Below are 21,584 nucleotides of genomic sequence, written 5' to 3'. Positions count from 1 at the left end.
TGCTTGGGATAGCTCTTGCGCGACAACGGCCAAAGCCGCGTCCCGGACCCGCCGCATAGCAAAAGCGGGTGAATCTCCTGCGCCATGCCTGCCCCCTTATGCCAATGAACGGCCTCAGCCGCGACAATCACGGTGGTCTAGAAACCAGCGATACGTGCCCGCAACGCCCTCTTCCAGCCCGATCCGTGCATACCAGCCCATCTTGCCCAGACGGCTGACATCCATCAGCTTGCGCGGCGTGCCGTCGGGCTTTGTCGGGTCGGTGGCGATGCGGCCCTGAAAACCGGTCACGCGCGCCACCAGCCGCGCCAGATCAAGAATCGTGATATCCGCGCCAGTCCCGACGTTGATATGGCTAAGCATCGGCTCTGTGTTGGCGTCATAGGTGGACTTGGGGAGATCCAGCACGAAAAGCGACGCCTCGGCCATGTCATCGACATGCAGGAATTCGCGCATCGGCTGGCCGGTGCCCCAGATCGTGACCTCCTCGCGCCCTTCTTCGCGTGCCTCGTGAAACCGGCGGATCAGTGCGGGCAGGACATGGGAATTCTCGGGGTGGAAATTGTCACCCGGCCCATAGAGATTGGTCGGCATGACCGAGCGGTAATCGGTTCCGAACTGGCGGTTGTAGCTTTCGCAAAGCTTGATCCCGGCGATCTTGGCGATGGCGTAAGGCTCGTTCGTGGGCTCCAGCGAGCCGGTCAGCAGCGCATCCTCGCGCATTGGCTGCGGCGCGGCCTTCGGGTAGATGCAGCTCGAGCCAAGCTGCAAAAGCCGCCTCACTCCTGCCTCATGTGCCTGATGGATCACGTTGCATTCGATCATCAGGTTTTCATAGATGAACTCCGCCGGATAAGTGGCGTTGGCATGAATGCCGCCGACCCTGGCCGCAGCGAGGATCACCACGTCCGGGCGTTGATCCGACAGGAACGCCCGCACCGCCGCCTGATCGGTGAGGTCAAGCTCCGCGTGCGGAGCGGTGATCAGGGTCAGATCCTCGCCTGCGTCTTGCCGCGCCAGCAGCCTGCGCAGGATCGCGCCCCCCACCATGCCCCGATGGCCGGCGATGAACGTTCTCATGGCTTCGCCTCCTGCATCGGCAGAGCGCTGAAATATGACGCGTCATACCCGAGTTGCTCTGCCTGTGCCCCGCGGTACTCCAAGAAAAAGGCTATCTGGCCGGGGCTCAGGAAATTCAGAAAGTTACGCTCCTGCTTGCGCCAGAAAAACCGGTTATCCTTACGGGTGGTGTGTTCGGCAGCCTGTACCATGCTCGCCAAGCTGGCCTCGTCCACCCCTATCCAATCCTGAAGAAACGAAAGAGTGGCGACCGGATCCTGCAACATGTCCTCATAGCGCAGACAGCAGATCTGGGAATCGCTTTGGGATCGAGCGAGCCACGTGGCGTTGTGGTCGAAGTAGTCCCCTGTCACCGCCACTAAACGAGTTAGGTGGCCTGTGATAACGAACGTCGAAAAGTATGCGTCAAACAGAGGAGTTCCTGCGATCGCTTCAACGGAAGGGAAGCGTACTGGCGCATTTCCGGTGACTTTGTCCGAGAGATAATTCAGATAGGATAAGAATACATCCAGCGGATTCCGGCGGATATGGATGACATGGCTCGTGCGGATAGGCATGTGATGGAAGGGTCGCAGATCGCGCCCGTGATACTTGTAAAAATATGCTCCGCGCAGCCTCTCGGCGTCTGAAAAACTTTCCCTGTGAGTGTCGGGCACACCCTTCAGACCAGTTTGCATTTGGGCACCGATAATGGAGCGCAACCAAGTGTTTCCCGACTTGGGATAGGAATAGATCCCGATAACGCGCGAACGTCCAAGCGCCATGGCGGCCGTGCGCAGCCATGGCGCGGAAAATGGAGCGGTGCTGGGGCGGGATCTCTTCATTCTGAACGTCTCGTTACTATTGTTTTAAGGCTGATCGTTTCTGTGCGCAGCACTCGTTCCTTCACCCTTCCATTGCGACCGGCAGGTCCAGTCCGTGTTCTTTCAAGAGCGCATGCCGCCGGGCGGTGCGCAGATCCTCTGCCACCATCTCGGCGCACATTTCCTGCACGGTGATCTCCGGCGCCCAGCCCAACCGGTCCTTGGCCTTCGACGGATCGCCCAAAAGCGTTTCGACCTCGGCAGGGCGGAAATAGCGCGGGTCGATGCGCAGGATTACGTCTCCGGGCGCAAGGGCGGGGGCTTGGTTGCCTGCAACTTCCACGACTGTCGCGATCTCGTCCACCCCGTCGCCTGAAAACTCCAGCGCGAGGCCCAGTTCGGCGGCTGTCCAGATGATGAAATCCCGCACCGAATACTGCTTGCCCGTCGCGATGACGAAATCGTCCGCCACCTCCTGTTGCAGCATCATCCATTGCATGCGCACGTAATCCTTGGCATGGCCCCAGTCGCGCAGCGCGTCGATATTGCCCATGTAGAGACAATCCTCCAGCCCTTGCGCGATATTGGCCAGCCCGCGCGTGATCTTGCGCGTCACGAAGGTCTCGCCACGGCGGGGGCTTTCATGGTTGAACAGGATTCCGTTACAGGCATACATTCCGTAGGCTTCGCGGTAGTTGACGGTCATCCAGTACGCATAGATCTTGGCCACGGCATAGGGGCTGCGCGGGTGAAACGGCGTGGTCTCCCGCTGCGGGGTTTCCTGCACGAGACCGAAAAGCTCTGATGTCGAGGCCTGGTAGAAGCGCGTGGTCCTTTCCAGCCCCAGAAAACGGATCGCCTCGAGAAGGCGTAGCGTCCCCATCGCATCCACGTCTGCGGTGTATTCGGGCGCTTCGAAACTCACCGCGACATGGCTCTGCGCGCCAAGATTGTAGACCTCGTCGGGACGCACCTCGCTCAGGATACGGGTGAGATTCGAGCTGTCGGTGAGATCGCCGTAATGCAGCTTCAGCCACTGGTGGTTGGCGTGCGGATCCTGATAGATATGGTCGATCCGCTGGGTGTTGAACAGCGAGGCACGGCGCTTGATGCCATGCACCTCATAGCCCTTCTCCAGCAGGAACTCCGCCAGATACGATCCGTCCTGGCCGGTGATTCCGGTAATGAGCGCGCGTTTGGTCATGGTATTCGATGCTGTCCTTACTTTTAAGCGCAACGCTTAGTCGGTTTGCTCGGTCTGGCGGCGTTTTCTCTGAGGAAACTCTTCTAGAAACTGCGGATTTTCAATAGCTAGAAAGTCGGCCAATCTTTCCGAGCTTTCCCAAAGGTCCTCAAAGCGCATCGTCATCAGGCGCTGGTCCTTGCAACTGAGGAAAGTCTCGATCTGGGCCGAGACGGCTTTTGCGAATGCATTTCTGCTGGCGCTTTTCGGGAAGCACCGCTGACATGCTGCCGAGTTTGGCACCCTGAATCCGAACGAAGCAACGACATTCGATACCCGCGACAATAGAATCCATCTCACCATAAACATATATCATCTGGCCTTGGAATTTCGGATCAGATAGTATCATCTCTGCGCGTGGAACATGTTTCAGTGTGTCTGCGTCATTTTGGCCATTCGTGCGCAGAAAACATGCAACATGCTCCAAAAGCATCGTTGTTGCAACGCCTCCAGGTGAACAGATCACGACGTCAATGTCGCTCACGTCTCGGTTATTTCGGGACGCAAGGGCGATACGGATATGTCTCGACTTTTGTTTGAACCAATGCATGACAGGTTTCGATTTTCGTCTCGGCCAGCGCACAAGATGCATGATGGATCGTGCCGGGGCTTCCAGCGGTGTGTCGAGGATCATCGTCTTCAGAGGCATGGGCGCGCACCTCTTTTTTCCAAGGTTGCAAGGACAATGTGGCAAACGCTTTCGCGAGACAATGGATAAGGGGCTGGATCTCGCGCTGTCACGTTCAACGGACCGGATCGGTCACGGTTTCGAGTCCATGGGGACATGGGCTTGTCCAGAAATTCCTTTGGGCCTGCCGGTTGGTCTGCGTGATATTCAACCCGTGCGAAGTCACTGCGTCAGGACCCTGCGCATCGCGGATCTCACGCGCCGGGCCAGCCCGTTCCGGCGGCGCGGTGCGGCCTGCTCCGGAAGCCCGGCCAGGACACGCAACCGGTTGGGAAAGATACCGGGCCGGGGCGCCGTCAGCAGTCGCTTCACCATCCGCTCGCAGATCGCCGGATCATCGAGCAGCGCCTGAAAGACCCGGTCGATCTCGCGCCGGTTATGTTCGAGGTAGTCCGAGAAATCCTCGTGCGCCCACTGACGGTCATTGCCCAGATGATATGTCGCATGCGCGTCGACCAGAACGACCGGCCGCTCGGCCAGCGCCAGCAGCTGGTGCAGAAGCGGCTGCATCACCCCCCCGATGCCAACGCAACTCTCATAGGGCAGCAGGGCGTCCCGCAGCCGGCCGCGAAACGCGAAGCAGTCGAAGCCCGGATGCGGTGCGCCGGCCTCGCAGGCCATCAACGACAGGTCGCGCTCGTCCTCGTAAATGCCGGAGATCGTCCGGCGGTTGATGATCGCGCAATCCGTCCCGCGAGAGAAGATCGCCTCAATAAAACCGTAGAACCCTGAAACGAGGGCAATATCGACGTTGGTGAAGATGAAAATATCGTCCGGATCCACCGGAACGGCGGTCAAGACGTCCATCATGATCGGCAGCGGCCTCGGGATCTTGAAGTCCGCCAGATCAGTTACGGTCCGGTCGATCCTGCAGTGATCGTCGAATGCGATCAACGAGCTTGAGACGTCCTGTGCATCAGTGACCTTGGCGAAACGCACGTCAAGTTGCGGCTGAAGCTGTCGCGACACCGACCGTGCACGCGTCATCGAGTCGAACGTCACACGTTGGGCCCTGTCATGTTCGGATCCCGGCGCTGCGGGGAACGGATTGACGCAATGCACGATCCTCGATCCGCATGGCGCAACGGCACCCTCCGTCTCGTTGTAGAAATCCTGCAACGTCGTGAAGGCGTTCATTTCAGCAGCTTCGGTCATGTAGAATCAAGCATCCCGCAGCCAGTTTTGGTTATCGGTCAACGGCCAATCAGCTCTGCAATCACGGAGGGTGCACTGAATTCAGGCGTCTTCGTATCGTACGTACACGACTACTACTTGCAGGCGAGTGCCATGCGCAACCTTTTCTTCACGCGTGTTAATCGAACAAGGACATGGACCCTCATGCGTGTGAGCGGGGCTCGAATGGCTCGATCCATTGCGGGTGGCCGGCGCGTCGAGCCGGTCCGAGCCGTCGGTCGGCAATGCCGTGGTCTTGGTATCCTGCCCGGTCCGGCCGATCAGCTTTGGGCCGCGCGGTCTCCTGCCGAGCCGCGCCCCCGGCTGGCAATGATGCAGACGGCATATACGATGCCCGGAACGTAACCCACCCGGCCGATCCCATCACGCACCGTCACATATGTCGTGTCATGCCACCGTCGACGCGCAGGCTCTGGCCGGTGATGTAGCTGCTGTCCTCGGTCAGCAGAAAGGCCGCCACGCGGGCCTGCTCCTCTGCCCGCCCGAAGCGTCGGAGGGCGGATTTCTCGGCAAGCTCCTGCGGGAGGTCAAGGCTGTCGGTGAAGCCGGGCAGCAGGCAGTTCATGCGGATGTTTTCGGGACCGTAACGGTCGGAATAGAGCTTTGTGAAGTTCGACACGGCGGCGCGGTAGACGCTCGATGTAGGGAAGGTCAGCGATGGCTCGAAGACGCAAAAGGTGGTGATGTTGACGATCGACCCGCCGCCTTGTGCCGTCATCACTGGCGTCAGCAGCCGCGCCATGCGAATGACCGGTTTGAGGACCATCTCGTGCGCGCGGTCCCAGTCCGCGTCCGGGATGTCGAGAAGGTCGCCCTTTGGCGGGCCGCCGACATGGATCAGGCAGGCGTCGATGCCGCCATGGGTTTCAAGGGCGAGATCGAAGATCGCTTGCGTGTCCTCCGCGTTTTCGGCCCGGCCGCGATGCGCGACACCGCCCAGCTCCTCGGCCAGCCTTTCGCAACTCTCGGACGGCGACATCAGCGCGAGGGCGTAGCCGCGCGCGTGCATTTCGTGGGCGGTGGCAGCCCCCATGCCGCGGCCGCCGCCGATGATGAGGCAGGTCTTGTCGGTCATGTCATCCTCCTTGGAAATCTCGACCCGAACGGTTGGCGCAGACGGGCGCGGAAGGCCGATCCCGGCGCATCCAAACCTGCGCGCCGTGTTCGGGTCACGTTTGCCCGGCTCAGTAGCCGATCACTCTTTCCTCCATCACGCGGCCATAACCGCCGGCCATCAGGCCGGTGATCGCGCCGTCCGGGCGGGTCAGGCGGATGTCGAGCAGGCTGGGCGATGGCGGTGTCATCCACGCACCCTGCTCGACCAGCAGGCGGTCCTTGCGGCGACACAAGCGGTCATAGAGCAGGCAGCCGAGCGGACCGGCGGCCATGCCGGTGGCCGATTCCTCGGGGATGCCGTAGCGCGGCGCGAACATGCGCGTTGTGGCGTCGGTCTCGCCCTCGAGGGCCACGAAGACGTAGAAACCGATCAGGTCGAGCCGCTCGCTGATCCGGTCGAGCGCCGCGAGGTCCGGCGTCAGGTCGCGCATGGTTTCGGTGCTCTGCAGCCCGACAAGCAGGAACCGGTTCCCGGTATCGACCACCACTGGGGCCACGCCATCGATCAGGTCATCTTCGCCAAGGCCGAGCGCGCCCAGCACCTGCGCGCGCGTTACGCCGGCCTGCGCCCAGTCGGCCGCGTCGCTGTAGCGCGGCGCCGTCTGCTCCATGAAGGCCGCGCCCTCGGCGATGCGGATCGCGCGCGGGCCGTCGACGGTTTCCTTGGAGCTCCAGCCCTCCCGCACTCGGCCGCGTGCGGCCAGCACGGAAAACGTCCCGACCGTGGCATGGCCGCAATGCGCGATCCGGCGGGTGGGCGTGAAGAAATCGAGCTTGAAGGTCTCGGTCCGCGATTGCGAGACGAAGGCGGTCTCCGACAGCCCGGCATTGGTGGCGATGGCCTGCATCTCGGCCTCGCCCAGATCATCGGCGTCGAGCACCACGCCGGCCGGGTTGCCGCCCGCCCCGTCGCGGATGAAGGCGTTGACGATCTGCATGGTTACCGTGCGGGGCGCGTCGGCGGTGTCGGGTGCGTGTGTCATGGCGTGCTCCTTTCCTGTTCAAGACTTGTCTTTGCCAGCCCGGTTGCGGGATTCGTTGGCGGGCTCAGCGCCCGGCCGAACTCGTCCCAGTCATCCCAGCCGGGAAACCGTAACGGCGGCTCGTCCATCACATGCTGCAGACGGTCGGACCACCGGTCCAGCAGGCCGCCGAGATGCGCCACCAGGCTGTTTTTGGACCGGTAGGCATAGCCGTGCCCCTGCACGCCCGCCGACAGCATCGGGGCCGCGACATCGAAGCCCATGTAATGCAGCGAATACTGGATCGGCCACATCAGCGCGTCGATATCGCCGCCCCGCCCGCCGGGGCCGAAGGCCGCCTCCGGCGCGCCGCTGGTGACCGAACAGATCGCGCGCTTGCCGCGGAAATACCCGGTGTCGTAGCGCATGCGGCTGGTATAAAGCCCACCGCTGACGAAGACCCGGTCGAACCACCCCTTGAGCATCGCCGGCTGCGCATGCCACCAGAGCGGAAACTGCAGGATCACCAGATCCGCCCAGTCAAGCCGCGCGATCTCGCGCGCCACGTCGTCGTGCAGCGTGCCCGTCCGGTAGGCATGCCGCTGTTCGGCCAGTGGCGCGAAGGCGTCGGGATCCACAGGGTCGCGATAGTGCCGGGCATGCTCCACTGGGTCGAAGCCCTGTGCGTAGAGGTCGGAGACATCCACCTCTGCCTCCATGCGGCGCAGGGTCTTCACGGCCCGTTCGGTCAGCGCCGCGTTGAAGCTGTGCGGATCGGGATGGCAATGCACGATCAGGGCTTTCATCTGCAGCCCTCCGTCCGAGGCTTGGGCCAGAGACCACCCATGGCCGTGTGGCTTTCCCGGCACTCCGTCGACGGGCCGAGGCGCCGACCTGCGGCGCGCAAAAGCGCTCTCACCGCCTTCTGCACGGCGCTGAACGCCCGGCTCAGGACAAGGCGCCAGAGCTCGGACCGCAGCCGCGCGGCGTCGGCGGCCGCGGCGCGCATCCGCGGATCGGGGTGGTTCAAGAGACGTATGCGGTCGATGTGATGCATGTCGGACCTCCTTTCAGACTGGGCTCTCCCGGCGTTCGCGGCCAGGAAAACGTTCTCGCGGGATGCGGCGTTCTGCGTCTCGCATCTCCTTGACGGCGATATTGGTGGCGTGACTCCCTCTTCACAAACGAGAATGTCTTGCATACGGAATAGCAAATCTTATGCGTGAGGTCCGGATCGTGACACGTCGCCTGCCGCCCCTGAACGCGCTCCGGGCCTTCGAGGCCGCGGCCCGGCATCTGAGCTTCAAGACGGCGGCCGAAGAGCTGCACATCACGCCGGCCGCGATCAGCCAGCAGGTCCGTGCGCTCGAGGATCACGTCGGGCGTCCGCTCTTTCGCCGGATCACGCGCGGTCTGGTCCTGACCGAGGCCGGCGCCGCGGCCGCCCCCCTGCTGACCGAGGGGCTGGACCGGCTCGCCGACGGGGCGACCCGGATGCGCGACGTGCCCCAGAGCCGGATCCTGACCGTCAGCGTCGCGCCCTCGCTCGCCGCGAAGTGGCTGGTGCCGCGGCTCGACCGCTTCCGTGCCGCGCATCCCGATTACGATATCCGACTCGATGCGACCAACGCGCTGTCGACATTCCAGGGCGACGGCGTCGATGTCGCGCTGCGCTTCGGTGGCGGCAGCTATCCCGGGCTGCACGCCGAGCGCCTCCTGGCCGAGACCGCCTTTCCCGTCTGCAGTCCGGAGCTGCTGCGGCGCGGACCGCCCCTCGAGACCCCCCGGGACCTGGCCGAGCACACGCTGCTACACATCCAGTGGGCGATGGAGTCCGAGACCGCGCCCAACTGGCAGATGTGGCTGCGCGCCGCCGGCGTCGATACCGTCGATCCGTCACGCGGTCCGCGCTTCAGCCATGACAGCATGGCGGTGCAGGCGGCGATAGAGGGGCACGGTGTCGCGCTGGCGGTCTCGACACTGGTCGCCGACGATCTCGCCGCAGGCCGGCTCGTCCGGCCCTTCCCACCGGCAGTCGGCGAGGCGACCGAGTTCGGATATCACCTCGTCTACCCCGACGACAAGGCAGCCGCCCCGAAGGTCGGGTCCTTTCGCGACTGGATCAGCGCCGAGATGAAGCATACACGAGGCGGTGCTTAACACGTGTATTCGGGCGCAAAACTCTGCTCCGGCCCCCGCATTGGCGGAGACGAGCCTGGGGATGCCCGCGATGCACCCCGTTGTGGTCGCGACGAGCGGCGGCCATATGCCGTTCGCGCACTTCAGTCCGGCATCATGGCTCCGAGTTTGCAAACGCGTTCTGGTTGGCTTCCTCTCCATTCTCGTGATAGCCATCAGCTTGAAAAGTCTTCGTCTGGAAGCATTGCTCGAGGGTCGTGATGTCGTGACCTTCAGCAATAACAAGGGTTGAGCCATGTCCAAACCGGTGATCTGGATCCCGCGCCGCCTGTCGGATGCGACCATCGCGCGGGCCCGCCGCGATTACGATGTGATCCTGACAGAAGATGACACGCCGGGCACTCCCGACGAGATCGTCGCGATGAGCAGCCGGGTGGACGCCATGATCCCCTGTCATTCCGAGCGGTTCTCTGCAGAGGTCGTGGCGCGTCTCGACCCGCGGCTGAGGATCGTCGCCAATCATTCCGTCGGCGTCGACCATTGCGACCTCGACGCGTTGAAATCCGCCGGGATCATGGTGACCAACACGCCCGACGTTCTGTCGGATGCCACGGCCGAGCTTGCGATGTTGCTGATGCTGGGCGCGGCACGGCACGCGGTGTCCGCCGACCGCCTCGTGCGGCAGGGGGAATGGGACAGTTGGTCGCCCTCGTTCATGGTCGGCAAGCAGGTGACAGGCGGCCGGGTGGGTATCGTCGGCATGGGGCGCGTGGGCCGGGCCTTCGCGGAAAAGGCCCGCGGATTTGGAATGGAAATCCATTACCACAACCGCAGCCAACTGTCCTCCGAGGTGGAACAGGGCGCGATTTTCCATCGCGACCTGGACGATCTGCTTGAGGTTTCCGACTTCCTGACGCTGCACTGCCCGGCCACCAGCGACACCATCGACCTGCTCGATGCCACGCGGATTGCGAAGCTGCCCGAGGGGGCGGTGGTGGTAAACACGGCGCGTGGCGCCCTCGTCGATGAGGATGCGCTTCTGGCCGCAATCAGATCGGGTCACATAGCCGCCGCCGGGCTTGATTGCTTCAAGCGGGAGCCGGGCGGCAATCCGGCCTTTGCCCGGCACGAAAACATCTTCATGCTACCCCATATTGGCAGCGCAACAGTGTCGACACGTGACGCCATGGGCTTTCGCGCGCTCGACAATCTAGACGCGTTTTTCGCCGGACAGGAACCGGGTGATCGGCTGGTCTGAATCGCGGACGCAGTTCTGAACGTGTTGACCGGTCGACCCTATCCATGTCGGACTGGGCATCTATCAAGGTGCCGAACGCCAAATTATTGCTAACAGGAACGACGGCGGCACATCAACGAGACTGCGCTTGAGGCCAGCGAGCGCGCGTCACTGCGTTTAGGATCCAGGAATCCCGAATTGGTCGTGATGCGATCACCTGCCGTTGAGTCAGAAAGGGAACCACAGATGGGCAGTTTACCGGTCTACAGTATCGAGACATTGGGATAGACTTATCCGGCCTTCCGCAAGTTCATGGTTTACTCTCGTCTGATCGCTTCGGGTGACCGACAAGCACATCAACCTGCCGCAACTCCTGAACTATTTCCTCGGGCGTGTGGCGCTTGTTCGCGATTCTCTGTCCTCGGTTTTCTAAACATAACGGGGGACCAATTCAGATGGGGAGGCTCAATGCTCGCGAGTGAGTTCGGTCCAGGCCATGTTGATCTCCGCTCAGCATCATATCCGAACAGAAACACAACCTGCTGAATTCAATCAACTCATTTTCGATCAGGCTCTCAAAGAGCGCTCGCCCATCTTCGTCCTGGCCCCGAGCCGGTGCTTGCCGCCCGTCGAATGCTGCCGCGGCACCAGACCGAGCCAGGCGGCCAAATCGCGCGCCTTACGGAAAGTTTCGGGGGCGGGGCAAGGGTCGAGATGCCCGTGGCGATCAGCGGCCCGATCCCCGGCACCGTCATCAGGCGGCGCGCCAACTCGTTCTCCTTGGCCCGGCGGGCGAACTCGGCATCGAACTTGCCGATCTCGACCTTCAGGTGGCCGAGAGTGGCGATCGAGCCCTAAAGCGTGGGGATCGCATCGGCAGGCAGCCCACTTTCGGGATCTTCAACACTCGCAATCAGCTTCAACGCGTTGGCCGCGGCTCATGGCACGATCTGTCAGAACTCGTTCAAATGCCCTCAGAACACATTGAAGGCCCGTGTCCGTTGCCGGATCAGAAGCTCGCGCACGCGAAACATCATCGCCGCGCCCTGCGTCTCTTCGCTCTTCAAAGGCCTCGTGCTGGCAGCACGCCTTTGGCGTGAAACGCATCGGCGGCCTTGCAGATCGCCTCGGCATCCTTCGTCGACTTGCGCGGCGCCACTGGCGCCACGGTCCATCTCACCATCGTCTTTCTGAAGCTTCTCGTTCGGTATATGGGCGTTCTGGGTTTTCTCGCCCAATCCACGAATGTTCATGTCTTCGATCATCCGCTGACGCAGCTGGGTCACTCATTCCTCTGTCATGGGAGCCTCCTGATTGATGATCGAGACGTCCTCAATCTTAAGGCAGGTCAGTCAACTTGCAAAATGCGCGCCTTTACGGACCTCGCACGACATCAACCAAATGCGCCAATGCCGCGGATTGGCGTAGTCCTTCCGCCGAAAGTCCGCTCCGCAGGGGGGGTGAGTCGATGGATTACAAGCGTGAGGTTACCGCGAAAGTTCACCCGCCAAATCGTCAAGGGTGCGTCTTGTGACGTCGAGGATTTCCGCCACGTCGCTTGCGGTGACGATAAGCGGCGGGCAGAAGGCCATCGCGTCCATCATGTTGCGCGACATCAGCCCGTTGCGCAGCATGATCGCGTTCATGTGGGTCCCCAGCCTGCCGGGTGCGAACTCCTCGGCTCGGCTGTCGGGGGCGACCAGTTCGAGCGCGCCGATCAGCCCGACCCCGCGCGCTTCGCCGACCAGCGCATGGTCGATGAATTCCGCCAGTCCGGCCTGCAGCTCCGCCCCGCGTTCGGCGGCATTGGCGACCAGATCCCGCTCTTCGATGATCTTGAGGTTTTCCAGCGCGACCGCCGCGCCGACCGGGTGCCCGCCGGCTGTATAGCCATGCCCCAGAACCCCGATACGCGCGCTTTCATCGGCAATCGGCGCGTACACCTTTTCGTTCAACATGAACGCCGAGAACGGGAAATAGGACGAGGTGATCTGTTTCGACATGGTCATGATGTCGGGCCTGATGTCGTAGGTCAGGCAGCCGAACATACGGCCCGTCCGGCCGAACCCGCAAATCACCTCGTCGGCGATCAGCAGGATATCGTATTTCGACAGCACGCCCTGAATCTTCTGCCAATAGGTGGCGGGCGGCACGACCACGCCGCCGGCCCCCATCACGGGTTCCGCGATGAAGGCCGCGATGGTCTCCGGGCCCTCGGCCTCGATCATCGCCTCCAGATCCTCGGCACAGCGGGTCGCGAAGGCCTCTTCGCTTTCGCCCTCCCGTCCCTCGCGCCAGTAATGCGGGCAGATGGTGTGCAGCACGCCGTCGATCGGCAGGTCGAAGGACCGGTGGTTGTTGGGCAGCCCGGTCATCGAGGCCGACGCGATCGTCACCCCGTGATACCCGCGCAGGCGGGAGATGACCTTTTTCTTCTCCGGCTTGCCCAGGGCGTTCGACCGGTACCAAACCATTTTCAGGATAGTGTCATTCGCCTCGGAGCCCGAGTTGGTGTAGAACACCTTGCTCATGGGAACAGGGGCCATCCCGATCAGCTTCTCGGCGAGATCGATTGCCGGCCTGTGCGAGCGATGCGAGAAATTGTGGTAGAAGGGCAGTCTCTGCATCTGGCGGTGCGCGGCGTCGATCAGGCGTTTCTCGTTGAAGCCGACCGCGACACTCCACAGCCCCGCCATGCCCTCGATATAGCGTTTCCCGGCCGTGTCGAACACGTGCGCGCCATCGCCCCGGTCGATCACCAGAGGACCGTTTTCCTCGTGGGCGCGGGCATTGGTGTAGCCATGAAGATGATAGGCGACATCACGCGCTTCGGTCGAATTGGGACGCAATTCCATTCACGGAAACCATTGATCTGACGCGGGGCGTGCGGTGCAACAGCGCAGGTTGCCATCGCCCGCGTTTCCCACTTGCTACCCTTTGAAAGGCTCGCATGGCAAGGAATTTTGATGCAACATGCCTTCGACGCTGACAACATGTACAGGATGCGATCATGCCGGCAGACCCAGACCGACTCGCGCGCCGGACCCTCGCAACGCCGCGTCATGAACGGATCGGAAACGCGGTGCCGACCGGTCGGTCGCCGCACCGCCGGCCGACAGCCCAATCACCAAGGCGTTCGATAAACGACTGAAGCATGTGGATCTCTGTGACAGCTGGGGGCTGTTGCGCAGTTTCTACTTCATCGTCAACGAGGGCGGCATGTCCCGCGCCGCCCGGGCACTGGGCATCAGCCAGCCATCGGTGAGCGCGTCGCTGATGCGGCTGGAAAAGCGGCTTGGGCAGCAACTGGTGCAACGCGGTCAGCGCGCGTTCGAACTGACCGCGGCGGGGGAGATGCTTTTCACAGAGATAGAGCGAATGTTCGAGGCCGCCCTGCGCGCCGAGGAAAAGCTCAAGGCGCTGCATTCCGATCTCGTGGGCACGGTGCAGATGCAGATCGTCACCGGCGTGCGCAGCGCGGTGCTGGACGAGATCCTGCGGCTGATCCATCAGCGCCACTCCTCGGTGGTCATCGACATGAAGATCGCCTCCAGCCCGACGATCCTGCACAATGTCGTGGCGGGCATCGTCCCGTTCGGCCTCTGCCTGATGACGCGCCCGGTGTCGCGGCTGGACTGTCAGCTTGTGCTGCGCGCGGAATACGGCATCTTCTGCGGGGCCGAGGATCCGCTTTTCGGCCGCGCCGATGTGACGCTGGACGCATTGCGCGACGTGCCCTTCATCGCGTTTTCCTGCGATGCCGAGGGCCGCGCCCCGGAGCCGATGGTCGCGCTGCGCGATGGCGCGGGGCTTGGCCGCACGATCAGCGGCACCAGCGGCGATTTCACCGAAGTGTGCCGGATGATCACCGCCGGCATGGGAATCGGCGTTCTGCCGGTGCATGCCGTCGCCCGGGAAATCGCGGACGGGACGCTCTGGCGGCTCGAATTGTCCAGCACGACCCTTCACGCGGACATGTTCTTCGTGTCCGATCCGGCCCGGCATCTGAACGCGGCGGAGCGGATGTTTCTGTCCGTCGCCCAGGAAGTGATCGCGTCGCCGAATTAATCATCGCGTCGTCGCCAGACCCCGCCTCCGGCATAGAACCGTTTTCTTTCTGACATAGCATTCGGCTATTTTATATCTCACCAACTCGTTGCTAAGCTCGTCAGCGTTGGCGCCTTTCCACAGGCGTGGACGCGGTCGGGGCCGCGCACCGATCAGCCAGGCAGGGGGCTTGCAGACAGGTGAACATGCGACAGGATTCCGGCGCCGCCCTTCCCAAGGAACGCCTGCACCTAGCGGCGGCCTACCGGCTGATCGCGCATTTCGGGCTGGATGACAGCATCTTCACCCATGTCTCGGCCCGCGCGCCGCGTGACGAGGCCGATCACGGATTCCTGATAAACCCGTTCGGCCTGCGCTTCGACGAGGTCACCGCGTCGAACCTCGTCACCGTGGATCTCGACGGGACCATCCTGCGCGACAGCTACGGCGCGGGCATCAACGCCGCGGGGTTCACCATTCACAGCGCGGTGCATGCCGCCCGGCCCGAGATCGGCTGCGTCCTGCACACCCATACCGTCGCGGGCATCGCGGTGGCCTCGATGGCCGAGGGCATTTTGCCGCTGAACCAGTGGTCGCTGCAATTCCACGACCGCGTCGCATTCCACGACTACGAAGGCATCGCGCTGGACCTGGATGAACGCGAGCGGCTGGTGGCGGACCTGGGCGACCGAAAGGCGATGATCCTGCGCAATCACGGGCTTCTGACCTGTGGCGGCACCGTCGGCGAGGCGTTCGCGCTGATGTACAACCTCGAACGCACCTGCAAGGCGCAGGTCGCGCTGATGTCCTCAGGCGCGCGGCTGAACCATGTCTCCGACGAGCTGGCCGAATTCACCGCCCGTCAATACGAGGCCGCGACGAAGGATCGCGGTAATCCCAATATTCCAGATCCGGAATGGGAGGCGTATCTGCGTCTCGCGTTAAAGCACTATCCCGATCTCGCAGAATAAGCGCGACGGGTCCGACACCACATCCACAGGGAGATACCACATGAAGGCATTACGATTTCTGGCCACCGGCACCGCGCTAGCCGCGGCGTCGGCACTGGCCGCGCAGGAAGAGCCCAGATCGGGCGGCACGCTGAACGTCGTGATCCAGCCCGAACCGCCCGGGCTGATGATGGGCTTGCTTCAGAACGGGCCTACCCAGATGGTCGCGGGCGACATCTATGAAAGCCTGCTGCGCTACGACAAGGATCTCGACCCGATGCCGTCGCTGGCGAAGGAATGGACCGAGTCTGAGGACGGCCTGACCTATACCTTTACCCTGCATGATGATGTCGTCTGGCACGATGGCGAGCCGTTTACCGCCGAAGACGTGGTGTTCTCGGTCGACGAGTTCCTGCGCGAGACGCATGCCCGCCTGCGCGCCTCGCTGGTGCATGTCGAAAGCATCGAGGCACCGGACGAGACCACGGTCGTGTTCACCCTGAAACAGCCTTTCGGCCCGTTCCTTGGCCTGTTCGAGGCGGGCACGATGCCGATGATCCCCAAGCATATCTACGAAGGCACCGACTATGCCGAAAACCCGGCGAACAACACGCCGATCGGCACCGGCCCGTTCAAGTTCGAGGAATGGGAGCGCGGCTCGTACATCCATCTCGTGAAGAACGAGGACTATTATCTGGAGGGTAAGCCCTATCTCGACGAGATCTACTATCAGGTGATCCCCGATGCCGCCTCGCGCTCGGTCGCGTTCGAGACCGGCAAGGTCGATCTTCTGCCGGGCGGGTCGGTCGAGAATTTCGATATCCCGCGCCTGATCGCGATGGACAATGTCTGCCACACCAACGAGGGCTGGGAATTCTTCGGCCCGCTTTCCTGGATGTGGCTGAACATGCATGAAGGGCCGATGACCGACAAGAACCTGCGCAAGGCGGTGATGCACGCGATGAACCGCGAATTCGCCCGCGATGCGCTGTGGAACGGCAATGGCAGGATTGCCACCGGCCCGGTCAATTCGGTCACGCGCTTTTACGAGCCCGACACGCCGGACATCTCCTATGATCCGGACAAGGCACGCGAATATCTCCAAGCGTCCGATTATGACGGCGAGACGCTGGCGCTTCTGCCGCTGCCCTATGGCGAGACATGGCAGCGCTGGGCGGAGGTGGCCAAACAGAACCTCGCCGAGGTCGGCATCGACGCGCGGATCGTCGCGACGGATGTCGCCGGCTGGAACCAGAAGGTCGGAGACTGGGATTTCGATCTCGCCTTCACCTATCTCTATCAATACGGCGATCCGGCCCTCGGCGTGGCGCGGAACTACATCTCGACCAACATCGCCAAGGGCAGCCCGTGGAACAACGTTTCGGGCTATGTCAACGAAGAGGTCGACGCGCTTTTCGCCAAAGCCGCCGTGTCGGCGAGCGGAAAAGAGCGTCAGGCGCTCTACAGCGAGGTGCAGAAGATCCTGGTCGAGGACCTGCCCGTGGCATGGATGATCGAGCTCGAGTTTCCGACGATCTACCGCTGCGACGTGAAAGACCCGGTCACCACGGCCATCGGCGTCAATGACGGCATGCGCGATGCGTGGCTGGACCGCGACTGATCCGACCTGAGCCTCACCGCCGCCGCGCCAGTCCACCGGTGCGGCGGTCACCCGACCCTTGAACCCACGGGACATGCATCTTGCTTCGCTTCATCGCGGCGCGGCTCGTCAAGGCCGTTTTCATCCTGCTGGCGATCCTCGTTCTGAACTTCGTGCTGATCCACGCGGCCCCCGGCGATCCGGCGGCCGTCATGGCGGGCGAGGCCGGCGCAGCGGACGAGAAGTTCCTGCAGGATCTGCGCGAGCGCTTCGGCCTCGACCAGCCATTCGCCGTGCAGCTCTGGACCTATCTCAAGGGCGCCGTGCAATTCGATCTCGGCTTTTCCTATCGTCGACAGATGCCGGTGGCCGAGCTCATCTGGGACCGTCTGCCGGCCACCTTGCTGCTGACCGCGACCGCCTTCGTCATCTCCATCGTCTTCGGCGTCATCGCCGGCGTGCTGGCCGCGCAGATGCAGGGCACCTGGTGGGACACGCTGATTTCCAGCGTGGCCCTGCTTTTCTACGCCACGCCGCTCTTCTGGGTCGCTCTGATGGCATCGCTACTGTTCTCGGTCGTTCTGGGCTGGCTGCCCGGTTTCGGCTACGAGACGATCGGCGCGGAGTATACCGGCCTTGCGCGCATGCTCGATATCGGGCGGCATCTCATCCTGCCCGCCACCACTCTGGGGCTGTTCTTCACCGCGATCTATGTGCGCATGACGCGCGCCTCGATGCTCGAGGTCTCGCGCCTCGACTTCGTCAAGACCGCCCGCGCCAAGGGCCTGCGCAATTCGCTGATCCAGCGGCGGCACATCCTGCGCAACGCGCTGTTGCCGGTCATCACGCTCGCCGGGCTTCAGGCCGGGCAGATCGTCGGGGGCGCGGTCCTGACCGAAACCGTGTTTGCATGGCCCGGAATCGGTCGCCTGATGTTCGAGGCGATCAGCCAGCGCGATTACAACGTGATCCTCGGCGTGTTCTTCGTCTCGGCGGCGATGGTCCTGCTGTTCAACCTGATCACCGACATCCTCTACGGTGTCGTCGATCCCCGTATCAGGCTTGCGCAATGAAAGCATTCTGGGCCCGCTTCCGGCAAAACCGCGGCGCCGTGATCGGCCTCGTCATTCTGAGCGTGGTGATCGCCTGCGCCATCGCCGCACCGGTCCTGTTCCCGCAAAGCCCGTGGTCCATGGTGCAGCGCCCGTTCCTGCCACCCTTCGAGATGGAGGGCCTGCCGCTCGGCACCGATGCGGTCGGCCGCGACGTGCTGTCGGGCCTGTTTCACGGCGCGCGCGTGTCGCTGCTGGTGGGTCTGGTCTCGACCATCGTCGCACTGGCCATCGGCATCCCGATCGGCGCGCTTGCGGGCTATTACGGCGGGCTAGTGGATGACGCGCTGATGCGCTTCACCGAGTTCTTCCAGACCATCCCCAGCTTCGCGCTCGCCATCGTGCTGCTGGCGATCTTCCAGCCGACACTGGCCTACGTGATCCTCGCCATCGCGATCGTCAGCTGGCCGCCGGTGGCGCGCCTCGTGCGCGGCGAGGTGCTGTCGCTGCGCAACCGCGAATTCGTCGAGGCCGCGACGCTGTCGGGTCAGGGCGACCTTCGCATCATCCTGCGGCAGGTGCTGCCCAATGCGCTGCCCCCGATCGTCGTGCTGGCCTCGCTGATGGTCGCCACCGCCATCCTGCTGGAAAGCGCGCTCAGCTTCCTAGGGCTTGGCGATCCCAACGTGATGTCGTGGGGCTACATGATCGGGGCCGCGCGCACCGTGCTGCGCACGGCGTGGTGGCTGAGCTTCATCCCCGGCATCGCCATCCTGCTGACGGTCCTCGCGCTCAACCTGATCGGCGAAGGCCTCAACGATGCGCTGAACCCCCGGCTGCGGGTCCGGACGACATGACATTGCTCAGCATCGACAACCTGTCCATCGCGCTGCCCCGCGGGGCGGACCGCCACCTGGCCGTGCGGGACGTGTCCCTCACCCTCGAAAAGGGCGAGATTCTCTGCATCGTTGGCGAAAGCGGATCGGGCAAGTCCATGGCGGCCAACGCGCTGATAGGGCTTCTGCCCGAGGGGGTGACGCCCACGGGCGGCACGATCACCTTCGAGGGCCGCGACCTGCTGCGCCTGTCCGAAAAGGACATGCTGGCTCTGCGCGGGCACGACATCTCGATGATCTTCCAGGAACCGCTGAGCGCGCTCAACCCGCTGATGCGGATCGGCGACCAGATCGCCGAGGTGTTCGAGGCGCATGACGTTCTGACCCCGTCCGCGCGCCGCAAACGCGCGCTGGCGCTTCTGCGCGAGGTCGGCCTGCCCGACCCCGACACGACCATCCGCGCCTACCCGTTCCAGTTGTCCGGCGGCCAGCGTCAGCGGGTGGTGATCGCCATGGCCCTCGCGCTCGAGCCCAAGATATTGATCGCGGACGAGCCCACCACCGCGCTCGACGTGACGACACAGGCGCAGATCCTCGACCTGATCGAGGACCTGCGCCGCAACCACGGAATGGCGGTGTTGTTCATCACCCATGATTTCGGCGTGGTGGCCGATATCGCGGATCGGATCATCGTCATGCAGGCGGGCGAGGTCGTCGAAGCGGGCACGGCCGACACCGTTCTGCTCGATCCAGCGACCGCCTATACCCGCGCGCTGCTCGACGCGATCCCACGGCTATCGTTCCATGACGGGGTGGATAACGGCGCCTCGACCGATCCTCTCCTGCGTGTGCGCGATCTGAGCATGACCTTCCGCACGCGCACCTCCGGCATCTTTGCGAAACCGCGCGTGGTCAGGGCGGTGCGGCACGCGACCTTCGATCTGCACAAGGGCGAGACCGTCGGCATCGTCGGCGAAAGCGGATCGGGCAAATCGACGCTTGGTCGTTGTCTCGTGCGGCTGTTGACGCCCGATGAGGGCGTCGTCGAATTCGGCGGTCAGGACATCGCCAGGATCAAGGGCGCGGCGTTGCGCCAGCACCGCCGCCGCATCCAGATGGTATTTCAGGATCCGTTCTCGTCGCTCAACCCGCGCGCCCGTATCGGCACCATCCTGACCGACGGGCTGATCGCCTATGGCAGCGACAAGGCGGCCGCCCGGCGCCGGGCCGAAGAGCTTTTGACCCTCGTCGGGCTCGACCCGTCGGCGATGGCGAGATTCCCGCACGAGTTTTCGGGCGGTCAGCGCCAGCGCGTCGGCATCGCCCGGGCACTGGCGCTGGATCCCGAGGTGATCGTGGCAGACGAGGCGGTCTCGGCGCTCGACGTGTCGATACAGGCGCAGGTGCTCGATCTGCTCGCCGATCTCAAGACCCGGCTGAACCTGTCGATGATCTTCATCACCCATGACCTGCGCGTCGCGGCCCAGGTCTGCGACCGCATCCTTGTCATGAAAACCGGCGAGATTGTGGAATACGGCCCCTCGGCGCAGGTTCTGGGCGCCCCGCGAACCGCGTATACCCGGTCGCTGCTCGACGCCATTCCCGGAAAGGCCCACGAGGCGGCGCTGGCCGCGCAGAAGGAAGCCCGGCTGTGACCGGCGCCGCACCAAAGGCCCCGGGCGAGGTGATCGAGGGCGTCTACCTGTGTTCATCTTTCGACCTGTCGGATTTCTACGGCGCCGCGCTGGAGGCCTATCCCGACATCCGGGTGTATCGCCCCGAAGAGGTGCCCGACCCGGCGCGTATCCGCTTCGCGCTGGTCTGGCGGCCCGCCCCGGACGCGTTCGACGCCTATCCCAATATCGAGCTGGTGCAGGCGAACGCCGCCGGGGTGGATGGCGTGCTGGGCAACCCCGGCCTGCCGCGCAACGTCACCGTCACCCGCGTCCATGACGAGGAACAAGCCGCGATCATGGCCGGGTTCGCCGCGTGGCATGTGGTCTGGCATCATCGCCAGATGGGCCATTACATCGACGCGCAGCGACGGTCGGCCTGGGACCGCCAGACCATCAAGACATTGCGGCCGCCCTCGCAGGTGACCGTGGGCCTGTTGGGCTACGGCCTCATGGGGCGGGCCATCGCAAGGACCGTGGCCTCGATGGGCTTTCCGGTGCTCGCCGCAAGCCGGACCGGAGGCGACGCTGCCAAGGGTGTGACCCGGATCAGCGGCGACGATGCCGTGCAGCGCGTCGCCGCAAGGTCGGATATCCTGATCAACATCATGCCGCTGACCCCCGTCACGCGCGACATATTGAATGCGGCGCTGTTCGATCGGATGCCCCGCGGCGCGGCCCTGATCCAGCTTGGGCGCGGTAAGCACTTGGTCGACGACGACCTGCTGACAGCCCTCGACAGCGGCCAGATCGGCGGCGCGTCTCTCGACGTCTTCCAGCAAGAACCGCTGCCCCCCGACCACCCGTTCTGGCGCCATCCACGGATCCTCGTCACACCCCACGAGGCCAGCGTCACGTCGGCCGCCGCCGTCAGCCGCGAGCTGGCCCGATCCCTGCGCGCGATGCGGGCCGGACAGCGCCCCGAACAGGCCGTGGACAGGACGACCGGCTATTGAGATCCATC

The 21,584-nt window shown here is 63.5% G+C and carries 22 protein-coding genes and 1 pseudogene; 10 read left to right on the top strand and 13 right to left on the bottom strand.

Annotation, left to right across the window (positions count from 1 at the left end; all coding sequences use genetic code 11):
• The 11 genes from V8324_RS06380 to V8324_RS06330 form a co-directional block, all read right to left on the bottom strand.
• Window positions 1-86 (bottom strand): sugar phosphate nucleotidyltransferase (locus V8324_RS06380; protein WP_336419096.1); only part of this gene is annotated, 86 nt, incomplete at its 3' end.
• Window positions 87-114: 28 nt separating this feature from the next.
• Window positions 115-1,080, bottom strand: coding sequence for a GDP-L-fucose synthase (gene fcl, locus V8324_RS06375; protein ID WP_336419091.1), 966 nt, complete (start codon window positions 1,078-1,080; stop codon window positions 115-117).
• Window positions 1,077-1,904: a sulfotransferase domain-containing protein gene (locus V8324_RS06370; protein WP_336419090.1), complete on the bottom strand. Its 828-nt coding sequence runs from the start codon at window positions 1,902-1,904 to the stop codon at window positions 1,077-1,079. The genes fcl and V8324_RS06370 overlap by 4 nt, the downstream gene beginning before the upstream one ends.
• Before the next feature lie 61 nt (window positions 1,905-1,965).
• The gene (gmd, locus tag V8324_RS06365; RefSeq protein WP_336419089.1) at window positions 1,966-3,087 is read right to left on the bottom strand and encodes a GDP-mannose 4,6-dehydratase; all 1,122 of its coding nucleotides are present in this window, start codon (window positions 3,085-3,087) and stop codon (window positions 1,966-1,968) included.
• Between the two features lie 36 nt (window positions 3,088-3,123).
• Entirely contained in the window at window positions 3,124-3,252 is a 129-nt protein-coding gene (locus tag V8324_RS06360; RefSeq protein ID WP_336419088.1) for a hypothetical protein, read from the bottom strand.
• A complete protein-coding gene (locus V8324_RS06355) occupies window positions 3,236-3,775 on the bottom strand; it encodes a hypothetical protein (RefSeq protein ID WP_336419087.1) in 540 nt (179 codons plus the stop codon). Before V8324_RS06355 ends, V8324_RS06360 begins: the two co-directional genes overlap by 17 nt.
• Window positions 3,776-3,976: 201 nt before the next feature.
• Complete coding sequence (locus V8324_RS06350) at window positions 3,977-4,969, bottom strand: hypothetical protein (protein WP_336419086.1); 993 nt, start codon at window positions 4,967-4,969, stop codon at window positions 3,977-3,979.
• 412 nt (window positions 4,970-5,381) lie between these two features.
• Entirely contained in the window at window positions 5,382-6,083 is a 702-nt protein-coding gene (locus V8324_RS06345; RefSeq protein ID WP_336419085.1) for an SDR family oxidoreductase, read from the bottom strand.
• Window positions 6,084-6,192: 109 nt separating this feature from the next.
• On the bottom strand, window positions 6,193-7,107 hold the full coding sequence (locus V8324_RS06340) for a PhzF family phenazine biosynthesis protein (RefSeq protein WP_336419084.1): 915 nt from the start codon (window positions 7,105-7,107) through the stop codon (window positions 6,193-6,195).
• Window positions 7,104-7,892, bottom strand: a complete 789-nt coding sequence (locus tag V8324_RS06335) for an NAD(P)H-dependent oxidoreductase (protein WP_336419083.1) — start codon at window positions 7,890-7,892, stop codon at window positions 7,104-7,106. Before V8324_RS06335 ends, V8324_RS06340 begins: the two co-directional genes overlap by 4 nt.
• Window positions 7,889-8,143, bottom strand: a complete 255-nt coding sequence (locus tag V8324_RS06330; protein ID WP_336419082.1) for a hypothetical protein — start codon at window positions 8,141-8,143, stop codon at window positions 7,889-7,891. The genes V8324_RS06335 and V8324_RS06330 overlap by 4 nt, the downstream gene beginning before the upstream one ends.
• 179 nt (window positions 8,144-8,322) lie before the next feature.
• Between V8324_RS06330 and V8324_RS06325 the strand changes: the two genes are divergently transcribed.
• The 3 genes from V8324_RS06325 (at window position 8,323) to V8324_RS06315 (ending at window position 10,483) form a co-directional block, all read left to right on the top strand.
• Window positions 8,323-9,246 carry a transcriptional regulator GcvA gene (locus V8324_RS06325; protein WP_336419081.1) on the top strand — a complete coding sequence of 308 codons (924 nt, stop codon included), beginning with the start codon at window positions 8,323-8,325 and terminating at the stop codon, window positions 9,244-9,246.
• Window positions 9,247-9,307: 61 nt separating this feature from the next.
• Window positions 9,308-9,517 carry a hypothetical protein gene (locus V8324_RS06320; RefSeq protein WP_336419080.1) on the top strand — a complete coding sequence of 70 codons (210 nt, stop codon included), beginning with the start codon at window positions 9,308-9,310 and terminating at the stop codon, window positions 9,515-9,517.
• Window positions 9,518-9,520: 3 nt separating this feature from the next.
• Window positions 9,521-10,483, top strand: coding sequence for a 2-hydroxyacid dehydrogenase (locus V8324_RS06315; RefSeq protein WP_336419079.1), 963 nt, complete (start codon window positions 9,521-9,523; stop codon window positions 10,481-10,483).
• A 552-nt stretch (window positions 10,484-11,035) separates the two neighbouring features.
• Here V8324_RS06315 and V8324_RS06310 read toward each other — a convergent pair.
• Both V8324_RS06310 and V8324_RS06305 read right to left on the bottom strand, forming a co-directional pair.
• Window positions 11,036-11,532: pseudogene (locus V8324_RS06310) on the bottom strand (transposase); the annotation flags it as partial.
• 417 nt (window positions 11,533-11,949) lie between these two features.
• Entirely contained in the window at window positions 11,950-13,317 is a 1,368-nt protein-coding gene (locus V8324_RS06305) for an aspartate aminotransferase family protein (protein WP_336419078.1), read from the bottom strand.
• A 301-nt stretch (window positions 13,318-13,618) separates the two neighbouring features.
• Here V8324_RS06305 and V8324_RS06300 point away from each other — a divergent pair, with 301 nt between their 5' ends.
• The 7 genes from V8324_RS06300 (at window position 13,619) to V8324_RS06270 (ending at window position 21,576) form a co-directional block, all read left to right on the top strand.
• Window positions 13,619-14,530: a LysR family transcriptional regulator gene (locus V8324_RS06300; protein WP_336419077.1), complete on the top strand. Its 912-nt coding sequence runs from the start codon at window positions 13,619-13,621 to the stop codon at window positions 14,528-14,530.
• Between the two features lie 185 nt (window positions 14,531-14,715).
• The gene (locus tag V8324_RS06295; protein ID WP_336419076.1) at window positions 14,716-15,480 is read left to right on the top strand and encodes a class II aldolase/adducin family protein; all 765 of its coding nucleotides are present in this window, start codon (window positions 14,716-14,718) and stop codon (window positions 15,478-15,480) included.
• A gap of 40 nt (window positions 15,481-15,520) precedes the next feature.
• Window positions 15,521-17,080: an ABC transporter substrate-binding protein gene (locus tag V8324_RS06290; protein WP_336419075.1), complete on the top strand. Its 1,560-nt coding sequence runs from the start codon at window positions 15,521-15,523 to the stop codon at window positions 17,078-17,080.
• Window positions 17,081-17,160: 80 nt separating this feature from the next.
• Window positions 17,161-18,132 (top strand): ABC transporter permease, encoded by a 972-nt coding sequence (locus V8324_RS06285; protein WP_336419074.1) that lies wholly within the window; start codon window positions 17,161-17,163, stop codon window positions 18,130-18,132.
• Entirely contained in the window at window positions 18,129-18,968 is an 840-nt protein-coding gene (locus V8324_RS06280) for an ABC transporter permease (protein ID WP_336419073.1), read from the top strand. Before V8324_RS06285 ends, V8324_RS06280 begins: the two co-directional genes overlap by 4 nt.
• On the top strand, window positions 18,965-20,602 hold the full coding sequence (locus tag V8324_RS06275; RefSeq protein WP_336419072.1) for an ABC transporter ATP-binding protein: 1,638 nt from the start codon (window positions 18,965-18,967) through the stop codon (window positions 20,600-20,602). Before V8324_RS06280 ends, V8324_RS06275 begins: the two co-directional genes overlap by 4 nt.
• Complete coding sequence (locus tag V8324_RS06270; protein ID WP_336419071.1) at window positions 20,599-21,576, top strand: 2-hydroxyacid dehydrogenase; 978 nt, start codon at window positions 20,599-20,601, stop codon at window positions 21,574-21,576. The genes V8324_RS06275 and V8324_RS06270 overlap by 4 nt, the downstream gene beginning before the upstream one ends.
• The last annotated feature ends 8 nt before the right edge of the window (window positions 21,577-21,584 follow it).

Source organism: Roseovarius sp. D22-M7, assembly GCF_037083785.1.
GTDB lineage: Bacteria > Pseudomonadota > Alphaproteobacteria > Rhodobacterales > Rhodobacteraceae > Roseovarius.
The sequence above is the reverse complement of the archived record's forward strand: the minus strand, read 5'-3'. Positions and strand labels throughout refer to the sequence as shown.